Source organism: Curtobacterium luteum, from assembly GCF_014646995.1.
GTDB classification, from domain to species: Bacteria; Actinomycetota; Actinomycetes; order Actinomycetales; family Microbacteriaceae; genus Curtobacterium; species Curtobacterium luteum.
The window spans coordinates 98,156-110,088 of sequence record NZ_BMOI01000003.1; the positions used below are offsets into that span (position 1 = coordinate 98,156).

General features: G+C 72.5%; 14 protein-coding genes. 10 read left to right on the forward strand and 4 right to left on the reverse strand.

The window, feature by feature from the left end; translation table 11 throughout:
• Nucleotides 1-113: 113 nt before the first annotated feature.
• The 3 genes from IEY20_RS05145 (at nucleotide 114) to IEY20_RS05155 (ending at nucleotide 3,630) form a co-directional block, all read left to right on the forward strand.
• Nucleotides 114-1,154: a hypothetical protein gene (locus IEY20_RS05145; RefSeq protein WP_148286117.1), complete on the forward strand. Its 1,041-nt coding sequence runs from the start codon at nucleotides 114-116 to the stop codon at nucleotides 1,152-1,154.
• Between the two features lie 99 nt (nucleotides 1,155-1,253).
• Nucleotides 1,254-2,201, forward strand: a complete 948-nt coding sequence (locus tag IEY20_RS05150; RefSeq protein WP_031273181.1) for a hypothetical protein — start codon at nucleotides 1,254-1,256, stop codon at nucleotides 2,199-2,201.
• Nucleotides 2,202-2,379: 178 nt separating this feature from the next.
• The gene (locus IEY20_RS05155; protein WP_175328312.1) at nucleotides 2,380-3,630 is read left to right on the forward strand and encodes an Nramp family divalent metal transporter; all 1,251 of its coding nucleotides are present in this window, start codon (nucleotides 2,380-2,382) and stop codon (nucleotides 3,628-3,630) included.
• Nucleotides 3,631-3,867: 237 nt separating this feature from the next.
• Here the strand turns inward: IEY20_RS05155 and IEY20_RS05160 are convergent, their stop codons facing one another.
• Together IEY20_RS05160 and IEY20_RS05165 are read right to left on the reverse strand one after the other, a co-directional pair.
• Nucleotides 3,868-4,170, reverse strand: a complete 303-nt coding sequence (locus IEY20_RS05160) for a DUF427 domain-containing protein (RefSeq protein WP_022903205.1) — start codon at nucleotides 4,168-4,170, stop codon at nucleotides 3,868-3,870.
• Nucleotides 4,171-4,207: 37 nt separating this feature from the next.
• A complete protein-coding gene (locus IEY20_RS05165) occupies nucleotides 4,208-4,786 on the reverse strand; it encodes a 2-phosphosulfolactate phosphatase (protein ID WP_022903204.1) in 579 nt (192 codons plus the stop codon).
• A gap of 96 nt (nucleotides 4,787-4,882) precedes the next feature.
• Between IEY20_RS05165 and IEY20_RS05170 the strand changes: the two genes are divergently transcribed.
• From IEY20_RS05170 to IEY20_RS05185, 4 genes are all read left to right on the forward strand, one after another.
• Nucleotides 4,883-5,515, forward strand: a complete 633-nt coding sequence (locus IEY20_RS05170) for a GNAT family N-acetyltransferase (protein WP_175328313.1) — start codon at nucleotides 4,883-4,885, stop codon at nucleotides 5,513-5,515.
• A gap of 65 nt (nucleotides 5,516-5,580) precedes the next feature.
• Nucleotides 5,581-6,060 (forward strand): hypothetical protein, encoded by a 480-nt coding sequence (locus IEY20_RS05175; protein ID WP_175328314.1) that lies wholly within the window; start codon nucleotides 5,581-5,583, stop codon nucleotides 6,058-6,060.
• Between the two features lie 175 nt (nucleotides 6,061-6,235).
• Nucleotides 6,236-6,805: a DUF1684 domain-containing protein gene (locus IEY20_RS05180; protein ID WP_175328417.1), complete on the forward strand. Its 570-nt coding sequence runs from the start codon at nucleotides 6,236-6,238 to the stop codon at nucleotides 6,803-6,805.
• A 10-nt stretch (nucleotides 6,806-6,815) separates the two neighbouring features.
• Complete coding sequence (locus IEY20_RS05185) at nucleotides 6,816-7,175, forward strand: GntR family transcriptional regulator (protein WP_175328315.1); 360 nt, start codon at nucleotides 6,816-6,818, stop codon at nucleotides 7,173-7,175.
• 170 nt (nucleotides 7,176-7,345) lie between these two features.
• Here IEY20_RS05185 and IEY20_RS05190 read toward each other — a convergent pair whose 3' ends face one another.
• Nucleotides 7,346-8,170: an endo alpha-1,4 polygalactosaminidase gene (locus IEY20_RS05190; protein WP_175328316.1), complete on the reverse strand. Its 825-nt coding sequence runs from the start codon at nucleotides 8,168-8,170 to the stop codon at nucleotides 7,346-7,348.
• A 289-nt stretch (nucleotides 8,171-8,459) separates the two neighbouring features.
• Here IEY20_RS05190 and IEY20_RS05195 point away from each other — a divergent pair, with 289 nt between their 5' ends.
• Both IEY20_RS05195 and IEY20_RS05200 read left to right on the forward strand, forming a co-directional pair.
• Entirely contained in the window at nucleotides 8,460-10,121 is a 1,662-nt protein-coding gene (locus IEY20_RS05195) for a DEAD/DEAH box helicase (RefSeq protein WP_175328317.1), read from the forward strand.
• 125 nt (nucleotides 10,122-10,246) lie between these two features.
• The gene (locus IEY20_RS05200) at nucleotides 10,247-10,447 is read left to right on the forward strand and encodes a CsbD family protein (RefSeq protein ID WP_022903197.1); all 201 of its coding nucleotides are present in this window, start codon (nucleotides 10,247-10,249) and stop codon (nucleotides 10,445-10,447) included.
• A 254-nt stretch (nucleotides 10,448-10,701) separates the two neighbouring features.
• Here the strand turns inward: IEY20_RS05200 and IEY20_RS05205 are convergent, their stop codons facing one another.
• On the reverse strand, nucleotides 10,702-11,244 hold the full coding sequence (locus IEY20_RS05205) for an NUDIX hydrolase family protein (RefSeq protein ID WP_022903196.1): 543 nt from the start codon (nucleotides 11,242-11,244) through the stop codon (nucleotides 10,702-10,704).
• Nucleotides 11,245-11,304: 60 nt separating this feature from the next.
• Here IEY20_RS05205 and IEY20_RS05210 point away from each other — a divergent pair, with 60 nt between their 5' ends.
• Nucleotides 11,305-11,928: an alpha/beta hydrolase gene (locus IEY20_RS05210; protein ID WP_175328318.1), complete on the forward strand. Its 624-nt coding sequence runs from the start codon at nucleotides 11,305-11,307 to the stop codon at nucleotides 11,926-11,928.
• The last annotated feature ends 5 nt before the right edge of the window (nucleotides 11,929-11,933 follow it).

The window sequence follows — 11,933 nt, forward strand, 5'->3', positions numbered from 1 at the left end:
CTGTCCTCGGCTCTGTCACATCGGCGTGGATCGGGACCGAGCTGGTCGCGACCGGCCGCCTCGGACCACTCACCCCGGCGGACGAGGACGTGATCATCCGAGACGAGGTGCCCGTGCGTGTTCCCCGCGCCGATCTGACGCTCGTCAGTCGCCGCACGATCGGGTGGTGGAAGGGCCTCCTGGTCGACGTTCAGGCTGCGCACGACGGAACGCTGACCGTGTGGGGGTCGATCGCGAAGGGCGACCCTCCTCTCCCCGCTGAAGCCGACGAGGAACGCGGCAGGTTCAGTGCTCACCTCGTCGACGGCAGCGAGTTGTTCGCCGTCCGTTCATTCACCGATCAGCTCCGATTCGACGAGTCGCCGGAGTCGGAGTCCCTCGGACCGTTCGCAGGCGACGTCGCGCTCCGCGGGTTCGATGTCGTCCCGGCCTCCGCGGACGCACCGTGCGACGGTGTACTCGTCGGACTCGACGGGTCAACGGTGTCCTCGGACCGGGCGCTGACCTGGCGTCGGCAGCTCGGGGAGCGCCATGAGAGCGACGCCGAGCGACTCCGGCTTGACGGCTCCGCGGTCCTCACGGCTCTTTCCCCGTACTCCAGGCCGGACGGGACGGTGCCTTCCAGCGGCGAGTTCTGGATCGGAAATCAGGTCCGGGTCGGCTGGCTCGATCGATCCGGATTCAGTCGGACCGCCGACGTCACGCGCAGCTGGGACCGACCAAGTGGGTCGGCTGCCATCATGGCGGGCACGTACGTGCAGACCGAGCGCGGGTGGTTTCCCGGCGCGATCCGGGACGAGGGCGCCCTGCTGCACTCCTGGGCTCCGACGTCCCCTGGCCGTGCCTGGGAGCCCCGGCCGTCGAGCCTCATGACGAACCAGTCGCGTTCCGAGGCGCGGATCACGAGGGACGCCGTCGTCGGCCATGCCACCGTCCGCACCACCGCGACGGTGAGCGGCGTGTCGGTCCAGGTCGAACATCATTGGAATGCTGCCGCTTGGGCGACCGTCGAGGTCCGAGCTCTCGACGGTCGTCGACGAACGATCCACGCCGCTGACGGCGCCGCGATCCGTTTCGTCGAGCGAGAAGGCAGCGTCACGGCGTTCGTCCGGCCAGAGGACCTCGACGACCTCGAGTCCGAGCAGGTCGCGTGACGGTGCTCCTCAGCTTCGAGGTCGGAGCGATCCGGACCCTCTCCGGTCACTAGCACCTAGCCTAGGAGCGGTACGACACGACGACGAGGGGACCCCACCGTGACTGGCACGATCATGCAGAAGGCGATCACACCGCAGGTGAGCGACGCGTTCTTCAACGGGCAGCTCGAGCGCTTCGGCGGGTACGTCATCCCTCTGGCCGCCACGAGTGGACTCGAGCGGATCGAGGACCTGATCGCGGTGCACGGGCTCGGGTTCCCCGGCAGTCCCTTCGCGCCCGACATGCCGCACCTCGACGTCGTCCGGTTCGAGGCGACGCCGGAACTCTTCGTCCGTCCGGCCATCGGTGGCTCGGACGCACGCACCGCCGAGGCGCTCGGGGCCCTGTGGGTCGACCGCGAGCCGTTCACAGGCACCGGCTTCGTCCCCAACGACCTGGACCGCATCGTCGAGCTCAACTGGATGCCGTCGCACCGCGTCCCGTTCGGTGCTGAGATCTGGCGCTACACCGGGGACGGACAGGAGACCTGGGTCGCCCGGTACGCCGGCGTGCACATCGGCTGGGTGTACCGCGACGACCTGCAGGCGGGTCGGCCAGCGCTCCAACGACCGATCTCGATGTTCGGGGGCGGGATCGCATCCGTGGGCGGGACGAAGTACGTCGCCGACCTGATCGACGGAACGCACGTCGCGATCGTTCGGCTGGACCCGTCAGCCGAGCAGGCTGGGTTCGTCCAGACCGGTCCTGGCGTGTGGGCCACGGTGGTCCCGGTGGAGGACGTGCAGGAGTACTACGAGCTGGACGTCAGGCTGCGCTGGGCGGGCCTCGACCTCCGCGTCGTGGACGAGACGGTCGCCGAGTCCGGCGAAGCAGCAGTCATGGCGATGTCCCTGCAGCACGACTACCGCTTGAACGAGGGACTGCAGCTGGTCAAGCTCGACGCCGACTGGTACGAGGCCATGCTCCCGAAGAGCGCGCTCGCATCCGCCGAGTTCCGCCAGACGATGCTCCCGAGCTGGCCCGGCGCAGACACGACGGTCGCGTGAGCCGGAGCGACTCGCAGGACCGCCGAACGGCCGCCGCACCAATCGCGGGCGATGTACAGGACCCGACCCGCGCCTCCAGGCCGACAGCAGCACCCCGCTGACGCCGGTCACCACGCGATCTGCACAACTGACGAAAACAAGGATTCGGCGTGCCGAATCCTCTGGCACACTGGTCCCCATGACCGACACCGCGACCCGCCCCGCCGAGGCGACCACCCCGCGGAAGCGCGCCGCCGGTCTCACGCTCCTCGGCCCGGCGTTCGTCGCGGCCATCGCCTACGTCGACCCCGGCAACGTCGCCGCGAACCTCACGGCGGGGGCGAAGTACGGCTACCTGCTGCTCTGGGTCCTCGTGGCCGCGAACGCGAGTGCCGTCGTGGTGCAGTACCTCTCCGCGAAGCTCGGGGTCGTCACGGGCAAGTCACTGCCGGAGCACCTGGGCTTGCGCATGCGGCGCACACCCCGGCTGCTGTTCTGGGCGCAGGCCGAGGTCGTCGCTGCCGCCACGGACATCGCCGAGGTCATCGGCGGCGCACTCGCGCTGCACCTGCTCTTCGGGCTGCCACTGGTCGCCGGCGGGGTGATCACGGGGGTGGTGTCGATGGTGATCCTGCTGCTGCAGAACCGGCGGGGCACCCGGGCGTTCGAGGCGGTCGTGACGGCGATGCTCGCGATCCTGACGGTGGGCTTCTGCGCCGGACTGCTCTTCGCGCAGGTGTCCCCGACCGAGCTCGTCGCCGGACTGGTCCCGCGCTTCGAGGGGTCCGGCTCGGTGCTGCTGGCGGCGTCGATGCTCGGTGCGACGGTGATGCCGCACGCGGTGTACCTGCACTCCGCCCTCGCGCGGGACCGCCACGGGGACGTCCCGGCCGGGCCCGAACGGCGCCGGGTGCTCGTCGCGACGCGGTGGGACGTGGGACTCGCACTGGTCGTGGCGGGCGGGGTGAACATCTGCATGCTCGTGCTCGCCGCGGCGACGCTGCCCGGGGTCGAGGGGACAGACAGCATCCCGGGGGCGCAGGCGGCGATCGCGGCGAACGTCGGCCCGGTGGTGGGCGTGCTGTTCGCGGTGGGGCTGCTGGCGTCCGGCCTGGCCTCGACGTCGGTGGGCTGCATGGCGGGCGCCGAGATCATGAAGGGGCTGCTGCACGTGCAGATCCCGGTGGTGGTGCGGCGGCTCGTCACCCTCGTCCCGGCGATCGTGCTGCTCGCGGTGAACGCGGACGCCACGTTGCTGCTCGTGGTGAGCCAGGTGGTGCTGAGCTTCGGGATCGCGTTCGCGATCGTGCCGCTGGTGGTCTACACCTCGCGTCGGAGCGTGATGGGCGACGACGTGAACGCGATGCCCACCCGCGTGGTCGCGGGGAGCATCGCGCTGGTGATCGTGGCGCTCAACGTCACGCTCGTCTGGCTGACGCTGGCGGGCTGACGGGCACCTTCGCCCCACTCGCACGGTGCGAGGCGGGGCGAGGTCCGGGAGGCACCGCGCGCGCCTCGCACGGTGCGAGGGCGGCACAGCACGGTGCGAGGTTTCGCGCACGGTGCGGGGCGCTGGCCCTCGCACCGTGCGCGATTCCTCGCACCGAGCGACAGCGCGCCCGCACCGAGCGACAGCGCGCCTGCGCCGCGTGCGCCAAGCGCGCCCCCGCGCCGCGCCCCCACCCGCCTACTCGACGACCTTGACGTCCTTCCAGAACGCGACGTAGCCCGAGTAGTCCTTGCCCACCCGGTCGAACGACGACGGGATCGGCGTCGGGTACGACCACGCCCGGTCCTGCAGCTGCTGCCCGTCGACGTTCACGGTGTAGTACTGCGTGTCGCCCTTCCACGGGCAGTGGTACTGCGTCGGGCTCTCGGTGAGAAGCTCGGTCTTCACGCTCGACGGCGGGAAGTACCAGTTGCCCTCGATCTGGATGAGGTCGTCCTTGTCGCTCTCCGCGATCACGGTGTCGCCGACGACTGCCTTCATGACGTGCTCCTTGCTCGGTCCGTTGACACCCCGGACGCTACGCCCGCAGGGTGACGAGTTCCCCACCGCGCGTCACGGCGGCGTGGACGACGGTCGGCTCGAGTGCCCGCGCCGCCTCCGAGGCCGACACGAGGTGCTTCACCGCACGTCGGAGCCCCGTGTACGCCGCACAGGCGGCAGCGGTCTCCGGCGAGGTGTGGTCGATCCCCTCCGCGGCGAGCGCGTCGGCGACGGCACCGGCCGCGAGGAGGTCCTCGACCGCGAAGTCCGGCGACTCGGGAGCGTCCCACGGCTCCCCCGCGGCGTCCGCCGCGTCCGAGTGGGCAGCGTGGTCGGTCCCGGCGGCGACGATCGCGACGACGCAGCGGTCACCGCGGTCGGCCTGGAGGCGCGTCACACGTCCGGCGATCGCGGTCGCGTTGCCGAGGTGGCCGAGCACCACCTCCGGGCCGTCGGGCAAGGCGGCGACGACCTGACGGAGCGCCTGGTCGTGGTGCTCGGACGTCGGGAGGACGTCGACCCACACGAGCAGGTGGGCATCCTGCGCGATGCGCGCGGCGCCGGCGACGCCCCACGCGAACCGGACCTGGTACTGCTGCTGCGTGCGTGCTGCCACGCGCACCAGGGTAGCCGTCCACACGCCCCTGTCCGTCTCCACAGGTCGTCGCCGGAGACGGCTCGGTGACGGGTGGTGACCGTAGGATTCCGTCTCATGGAGATCGCCCCCGTACCCACTCTGACCGGCGACCGCGTGACGCTCGAACCCCTCGGGTCGGAGCACGCGGACGACCTGCGGGCGGCGGTCACCGACGGCGACCTGTGGCGTACCTGGTACACCTCGATCCCGGCCCCGGCGCAGGTCGAGGCGGAGATCGAGCGCCGTCTCGCCGAGCACGAGGCGGGTCGGATGGTGCCGTTCGCCGTCCGTGACCGCCCGACCGGTCGCGTGGTCGGGTCGACGACGTTCATGAACGTCGACCGGGCGAACCGTCGCGTCGAGATCGGGTCGACGTTCCTCGCCCGGTCGGCGCAGCGCACGGGCATCAACACCGAGGCGAAGCTGCTGCAGCTCTCGCACGCGTTCGAGTCGTGGCAGTGCATCGCCGTCGAGTTCCGGACGCACTTCCACAACCAGCAGTCACGGGCGGCGATCGAGGGCCTCGGCGCGAAGCAGGACGGCGTGCTCCGGAGCCACCAGATCGGCCGCGACGGCACCCTGCGCGACACGGTCGTGTTCTCGATCACGGCGGCCGAGTGGCCGACGGTCCGGATGTCGCTGGCCGAGCGGCTGCGGCGGCACGACCGGGCCGAGGGCTCGCGCCGGCGCTCCGCACGCCACGCCTGAGCCGGCGTCCGGCGTCAGCAGGGCTGCGCGCGCCCGTCACAGTCTGCCCGCGTAGCGTCGATCGCATGCACGTGGGTCTCCGAACCGTCCTCGACGCACCGGTCGACGCTGTCCGTGACGCGCTCCTCTCGCCGTCCGTGATGGTCGCGGTCACGAAGCCGTTCCTGCGCTACCGGTCACGGGCGCCCCAGGGCTTCCCGGAGCGCTGGACGCCCGGCACGCCGCACCCGATCGCCGCGGACGCCTTCGGCCTGTTCCCGAGCGGCGACACCCACGTGGACATCGACCTGTACGAGGTGCAGGGCGTCCCGGTGCAGCGCGACAACGGCGGCGGGGTGTCGGGGCTGTTCGGACGGATGACGATGGCGCACCGGATGGCGACCGTCGACCTCGGCGACGGCACGACCCTGCTGCTCGACCGGCTGACCTACCGGATGCGGCCCGCGTTCCTCGGTCTCCTGCTCTGGCCGGGCATGTGGGTCATCTGGCAGTGGCGCGCCCTGCGGATGCGACAGCTCGCCCCGACGTGGCGCCGCCCGGCGTGACCGCGTGTCCCGGCTCCGACCCGCCCGACCCGCGGGGTCGTGCTGGCACCGGCGAGCGCGCCGGGCGTAGCCTGAACGGGTGAGCGACCTGCGAGCAGGACACGAGCCCCGGACCGTCGACGCGTCCGTCGACCCGACGGTCGCGACCACCCTCGCGACGATCGACTGGCGCCGGATGACGTTCGACCTGTACCGGCGGGTCCGCGCGACACCGGACCCGGAGACCGCGCACGCGATGTGGCGCGAGACGCGGGATGCGATGTACGCCGACCACCCGGCCTCACCGCTGCTGCCCGAGGACGCGGCCGACTTCGAGTCGCTGCCGGTCCCCACCTACGACCCGGACTGGCGCTTCCGTGCGCGCATCGAACCGACGGAGCCGCAGGCGATGGACGTCGAGACGGGCACGGACGGCATCGTGCACTTCGACCGGCTCGGCGTGGTGCGGATCCCGGGTGTCGGCTCGCTCGACGTGTGGTCGCACGGCGGCTACGCGGGCGGCATCTTCGTCCCGGTGAAGGACGCCAGCGCGGGGAAGGCCCGCGGCACCTACGGCGGTGGCCGCTACCTGCTCGACACGATCAAGGGCGCGGACCTCGGCGGCGACGACGACGAGCTCGTGCTCGACTTCAACTTCGCGTACAACCCGTCCTGCGCGTACGACCCGGCGTGGGCGTGTCCGCTCGCTCCCCCGGGCAACACCGTGTCCGTCCCCATCCCCGTCGGCGAGCAGTACGACTTCTAGCGAGGTGCAGATGAACGGTCTGGTGGCACTCGACCGCGGCGGCAGCGTCCCGCCGTTCGAGCAGGTCCGCGCGCAGATCGCAGCGCAGATCCAGGCGGGCTACCTCGTCGACGGCGAGCGGCTCCCGAGCGTCCGTGGGCTCGCGGACGAGCTGGGACTCGCGGCGGGCACGGTCGCGCGGGCGTACCAGCTGTTGGAGGAGTCCGGGCTGGTGCACACCGCACGGGGCGCCGGAACGCGGGTGGTCCGGCCGGCGGCGGTCCCGCCCGAGGTCGCCGAGGCGGCACACGCGCTCGCGGTGGCCGCGCGGGGCGCCGGGCTGTCGGCGGACCAGGCAGCCGCCGCCGTGCACGAGGCCTGGCCCGCCTGACGCGACCGTCGAGGCGGGGCCGTCCGCGCCTCCCGGCCGACCAGGCGCCCCGACCACGCGACCGTCGAGGCGGGGGCGTCCGCGCCTCCCGGCCGACCAGGCGCCCGATCACGTGACCGGCGGGGCGGGAGCGACCCGAGCCTCCCGGCCGACCGTGCCGCGGCACGGCGTCAGCAGTGCTCGAACACGTACGCGTCGTCGCGCGGCGTCACGAGGTCGCGATCCCGGAGGATCGTCATCGCCGGCCGCTTCGTCGACGCGCACACCCTGGACCACGGCCGCCTGCTGTTGTCGGTGTACTCGACGTCGATGACGCGCTTCCCGTACGCCTTCGTGTAGGCGCCGCACTCCTGGTAGACGAAGCACTCCTCGGCGACGACGAAGTCGAAGCCGGTCTGCTTCCGTCCCGACGCCCCGAGCTGCGGGGTGTTCTTCTGCCCGACCGCGAGCTGCTTGCCGTGCCCGACCCGCACGAGCGCGGCGGCGAGCGCGAGGTTCCCGGAGCGGGTGAGCTTGCCCTTCGACCGTGTCCACGAGTCGAGGTTGTCGAACTCGACGGCGTCGAAGCCCCGCTCGGCGCACCGGGCGACCGTCTTCGTCAGCACCCGCACGATCGTCGCCCGCTTGGCTCCGGTCGTGGTGTCGAGGAGCATCTCGTCCGGCCAGTCCGGGTCGGACACCGGCGTGCCCTTCCGGTCACGGAGGATCGCCGTGGGGTGGTCCCGCTTCCACATCGCCGCGTCCTCCGGCTGGGTCTGGAACCCGTTGACGTAGCAGATCGAGTACGTCCCCGTCGCCGGGCGTGCGGTGCTGTCGCGCTCGACGATGGTGACGCCCTGCGGAGGGGTGTACGAGCCACCGAGCTGGTAGTCGGGGATGCCCGAGGTCGGCAGGTTCCGGTACGAGGACGCGGGTGCCGCGGTGGCGCAGGACGCCGTGCCGAGGACCGCGACGAGCGCGGTGGCGACGGTCAGGAGGACGGTTCCGGAGCGCACCCCCGAATCCTCCCACGCGGTCGGCGAACGCGCAGGACCCCCGGTCCGAGGGGGTCGTCCGCTATGCTTGCGGTACTCGAGGCGCCGATCGCCTCGTGCGTCGTACGGACGCCCCGACTCCCGACCACCTGCGTGGTCGATGATCGAGCACCTCACGGAGGTGCCCAGGCTTCTCTGCTGCGGCGACTGCGCCAGCCACCACCGGCGGCGCGCATCCCGCCCGCGCACTGCATCGCACGTGCGCCCACAGCCGGCCCGACCGGCTGGGAAGGTCACGATGACCGACACCATGCAAGACACCCGTTTCTCCGACCTCGGCGTCCCCGCGCCGATGGTCGACGTCCTCGCCCAGCAGGGCAAGGAGACCGCGTTCCCGATCCAGGCCGACACCCTCCCGGACTCGCTCCGTGGCAAGGACGTGCTCGGCCGCGGTCGCACCGGCTCCGGCAAGACCATCGCGTTCGCGATCCCGCTCGCCGCGCGCCTCGCCGCCAGCGGACGCAAGCGTCGCGCCGGACGCCCGCGCGCCCTCGTGCTCGCCCCGACCCGTGAGCTCGCGACGCAGATCGACGCGACCCTCGCGCCGCTCGCCAAGGCCATGGGCCTGAACACGACCACCATCTTCGGCGGCGTCGGTCAGGGCCGTCAGGTCGACGCCCTGCGCGGCGGCGTGGACATCGTCGTCGCGTGCCCGGGCCGGCTCGCCGACCTCATGCAGCAGGGCCACGTGAACCTCGGCGACATCGAGGTCACCGTCCTCGACGAGGCGGACCACATGGCCGACATGGGCTTCCTGCCGGGCGTGACGAAGATCATGCAGGCGACACCCGAGCAGGGGCAGCGACTCCTGTTCTCCGCCACGCTCGACAACGGCGTGGACAAGCTCGTCAAGAAGTTCCTACACGACCCGGTGATGCACTCCGTCGACGAGGCGAACAGCCCCGTCGAGGCGATGACCCACCACCTGTTCGAGGTCCCGGACGCCGACGCGAAGAAGGACCTCGTCCGGACGCTCGCCTCGGGCTCCGGTCGTCGCATCATGTTCATGCGCACGAAGCACCACGCGAAGCGCCTGGCGAAGCAGCTCACCAGCTCGGGCATTCCGGCGGTCGACCTGCAGGGCAACCTGTCGCAGGGCGCCCGGGAGCGCAACCTCGCCAAGTTCTCCTCCGGTGAGGCGCTCGTCCTCGTCGCCACCGACGTCGCCGCCCGCGGTGTGCACGTCGACAACGTCGAGCTCGTCGTCCACGTGGACCCGCCGACCGAGCACAAGGCGTACCTGCACCGTTCGGGCCGCACCGCGCGCGCGGGGTCCTCGGGCGACGTGGTGACGATCTCGCTGCCGGCCGAGCGCCGCGACGTCGCACAGATGATGCGCGCCGCGGCGATCAAGGTCGCGCCGCAGCAGGTCACGTCTGCCTCGCCGGCCGTCACCGAGCTCGTCGGCGAGGTCGCTCCGATCCGCCACGTGGCCCCGGAGCAGCCGGCCCAGCAGCAGCGCGCGCCGAAGCAGCGCTCGGTCGAGTCCGAGGGCACGGGCGGCGGTCGTCGCCGTGGCCGCGGCGGTCGGTCGGGAGGCACGGCCCAGGCCGCGCAGTCCGCATCCGCCACCGGGGCGGCCGGCTCCGGCACCCGCCGTGGTGGTCGCCCGGCGGAGGCTGAGGGCGGTCGCGGCGGGCAGCGCTCCGAGGGTGGCCGTGGCGCGCAGCGCTCCGACGCCTCGGGCGGGCGTCGCGGGGGCCGCGGGTCCGAAGCCGCCGCGTCCGGCGGCCAGCGCCGCGGCGGCAGCCGCCGAGCCTCGAGCGACGTCGTCCGGGGCGGTTCCGCGCCGGTGTGGTCGTCCGAGGGTGGCTACGCCGCGGGTCGCGGGGCCGGCCCCGAGTCGGGCGCGGGCCGTCGTCGTGGGTCGCGTCGCGCCTCCCGTCCGGCCGGCGCTGCCGACCGTCACTGAGGCTCGTCGTCCCCCGGACCTCGACGTCCCCTCCGAACGTGCTCGGGCGTCGGGCGTATGTTCGCCTGCACCGGACGCCGCGCGAGCGGCCGACGGGGAATCGTCCGTCGTTGGAAGGGGACCGTATGGCTGGCAGCGAAGAGAACCACACCGGCGAGAAGCTCGTCGGCAAGGTCAAGGAAGGCGTCGGCAACCTCACCGGCAACGACAAGCTGAAGGCCGAGGGTCAGACCGACCAGGCCAAGGCGTCGGCCAAGCAGGGCGTCGACGACGTGAAGGACGCGGCGCACGGCGTCGCCGACTCCCTCCGCGACGAGAAGCACTGAAGCCGGTCACACCGACCGAGCTGCGGAGCCCCCGGGACCATGTGGTCCCGGGGGCTCCGTCGTGTGTGGGCCGGGCGTGTGCGCGGGGCGGGCGTGTGCGTCGCGCGGACGTGCGCGTCGCGGCCGCGGTCTGAGGTCCGCACAGCCGAAGTCGACTCGCACAACGGTTTCGCGCAGTGCGGAGCGACTTCGGTTGTGCGGTGCCACGCGGCACCGCCGTGATCGTGCGTCGGCAGGCGCGCCGAGCGTGTCCGCTAGTGCAGCGCGCCGACCGAGGCGAGTCCCGCACGGAGCAGCGCCCCGCGGCCGCCCTCCATCTCGTCGGCCACGGCGTCGGACGCGGCCTCCATCGGGCTCATCCACGTGAGCTCGAGGGCGTCCTGCCGCGGCTCGCACGTCCCCGTCACCGGGACGACGTACGCGAGGGAGATCGCGTGCTGCCGCTCGTCGGTGTACACGGACGCGCCGGGCAGCGGGAAGTACTCGGCGACCGTGAAGGGCGTCGGGCTCGAGGGCAGCTGCGGGAACGCCATCGGCCCGAGGTCCTTCTCGAGGTGCCGGAACAGCGCCGTGCGGATCGACTCGCCGTACATCACCCGCCCGGAGACGAGCGTGCGCGCGATCGACCCGCTGGGAGCGACGCGGAGCAGCACCCCGACCTCCGTGACGACGCCGAGGCCGTCCGTGCGGACCGGGATCGCCTCGACGTAGCAGATCGGCAGGCGGCGGCGGATGTTCGCGAGTTCCTCGTCGGACAGCCAGCCGGAGTCGGGGTCGGGGGTGCGCAGCGAGGCCATGCACCGTGTCTACCAGGCACGGCAGCGAGTTCGACGGACGCCACGGCTAGCGTTGGCCGCATGATCGACAGCGAGCTCGTGCAGCGGACCCGTGGCCCGTCCGAGCGTGCGGGCACCCCGCTGCTCGTCGCGATGCACGGGGTGGGGTCGAACGAGCGCGACCTGCTCGGACTCGCACCCGCGCTGCCGCCCGCGTGGACCGTCGCCTCGCTGCGGGCGCCGCTCGAGTGGGGCCCGGGGTACGCGTGGTACCCGCTCGGCACACCGGGGTCGCCCGCGCTCGGCCCCGTGGACGAGGCGGTGGCCGCGGTGCTCGACTGGATCGACGCCGTCGCCGCCGACCACCCGCGCATCGGGTTGCTCGGGTTCTCGCAGGGCGGGTCGATGGCGTTGCAGGCGCTGCGAGCGCGGCCGGCGGGCTTCGCGTTCGCGGTGTCGTTGTCGGGGTTCGTGGTGCCGGGCGTCACGGACTCCCGGGACGAGGCCGTGGCAGCCGTCCGTCCGCGCGTGTTCCTCGGCCACGGCGACCTCGACCCGGTGATCCCGGCGGAGGCGACCGCTCGGACGCAGGTGTGGGCCGCGGCGCACACCGAGGTGACCGATCGGGAGTACGCGGGACTGCCGCACGCGGTGTCGGCCGCGGAGCTGGCCGACGTCGCCGCGTTCGTGGGCGACGGCGCGTAGCGCCG